Genomic DNA, 1,828 nt, shown 5'->3' with positions numbered 1-1,828 from the left:
GCCGGTTTCTGAGCTTTTCCAACACAGTTAGTGGAGAGATCACCTTGGTAGAGTACGTAGTTTCCCTCGATAAGCTCGGCAAACACGATGTTGAGCATGTGGGGGGCAAGAACGCATCCCTGGGCGAGATGATCAGCAACCTTGCTGGTGCCGGCGTATCGGTGCCCGGTGGCTTCGCCACGACCGCTCAGGCATATCGTGATTTCCTGGAACTGAGCGGCCTGAACCAGCAGATTCATGATGCGCTCGATGCCCTGGACGTCGACGACGTGAACGCCCTGGCCAAGACCGGCGCCCAGATCCGTCAATGGATCATGGAAGCCGAATTCCCTGAGAAGCTGAACGCCGAAATCCGCACCGCGTTCGCCACGCTGTCCGCCGGCAACCCTGACATGGCCGTGGCCGTGCGTTCTTCGGCTACCGCCGAAGACTTGCCGGACGCGTCCTTCGCCGGCCAGCAGGAAACCTTCCTGAACATCCGTGGTGTCGAAAACGTCATTCGCGCCGCCAAAGAGGTGTTCGCTTCGCTGTTCAACGACCGCGCCATTTCCTACCGCGTACACCAGGGCTTCGACCACAAACTGGTCGCCCTGTCGGCCGGCGTTCAGCGCATGGTCCGCTCGGAAACCGGCACCGCCGGCGTGATGTTCACCCTCGATACCGAGTCAGGCTTCCGTGACGTGGTGTTCATCACCGGCGCCTACGGCCTGGGTGAAACCGTGGTGCAAGGCGCAGTGAACCCGGATGAGTTCTACGTTCACAAAGGCACGCTGGCCGCCGGTCGTCCGGCGATCCTGCGCCGCAACCTGGGCAGCAAGGCCATCAAGATGATCTACGGCGACGAGGCCAAGGCCGGTCGTTCGGTCAAGACCGTCGATGTCGACAAGGCTGACCGCGCACGTTTCTGCCTGACCGACGCTGAAGTCAGCGAGCTGGCCAAGCAAGCGATGATCATCGAGAAGCACTACCAGTGCCCGATGGACATCGAATGGGCCAAGGACGGTGACGACGGCAAGCTGTACATCGTGCAGGCCCGTCCGGAAACCGTGAAGAGCCGCACCCAGGCCAACGTCATGGAACGTTACCTGCTGAAAGAAACCGGCACCGTGCTGGTTGAGGGCCGTGCCATCGGTCAGCGCATCGGCGCCGGCAAGGTCCGCATCATCAAGGACGTGTCCGAGATGGACAAGGTCCAGCCAGGCGACGTACTGGTGTCCGACATGACCGACCCGGACTGGGAACCGGTCATGAAGCGCGCCAGCGCCATCGTCACCAACCGTGGCGGCCGTACCTGCCACGCGGCGATCATCGCCCGTGAGCTGGGCATCCCGGCCGTGGTGGGTTGCGGCAACGCCACCCAGCTGTTGAAAGACGGCCAGGGCGTAACCGTTTCCTGCGCGGAAGGCGATACCGGCTTCATCTTCGAAGGCGAACTGGGCTTCGACATCAAGAAAAACTCCGTGGACGCCATGCCGGAGCTGCCGTTCAAGATCATGATGAACGTCGGCAACCCTGACCGCGCCTTCGACTTCGCACAACTGCCGAACGCCGGTGTAGGCCTGGCCCGCCTGGAGTTCATCATCAACCGCATGATCGGCGTGCACCCCAAGGCACTGCTGAATTACGACGGCCTGCCTGCAGACATCAAGGAAAGCGTCGACAAGCGTATCGCTGGCTACAACGATCCGGTCGGCTTCTACGTCGAGAAACTGGTCGAAGGCATCAGCACACTGGCCGCTGCGTTCTATCCAAAGAAAGTCATCGTGCGTCTCTCGGACTTCAAGTCCAACGAATACGCCAACCTGATCGGCGGCAAGCTCTACGAGCC

The 1,828-nt window shown here is 61.3% G+C and carries 1 protein-coding gene; it reads left to right on the top strand.

Going from position 1 to position 1,828, the window contains the following annotated elements; all coding sequences use genetic code 11:
- Positions 1-44: 44 nt before the first annotated feature.
- The coding region (gene ppsA, locus D8V06_RS08910) for a phosphoenolpyruvate synthase (protein WP_130930815.1) at positions 45-1,828 on the top strand (1,784 nt) is incomplete at its 3' end.

Origin of the sequence: Pseudomonas sp. Sample_24 (genome assembly GCF_004307605.1) — a bacterium.
Classification (GTDB): Bacteria; Pseudomonadota; Gammaproteobacteria; order Pseudomonadales; family Pseudomonadaceae; genus Aquipseudomonas.
This window is presented reverse-complemented; position numbering and strand designations above follow the sequence as displayed.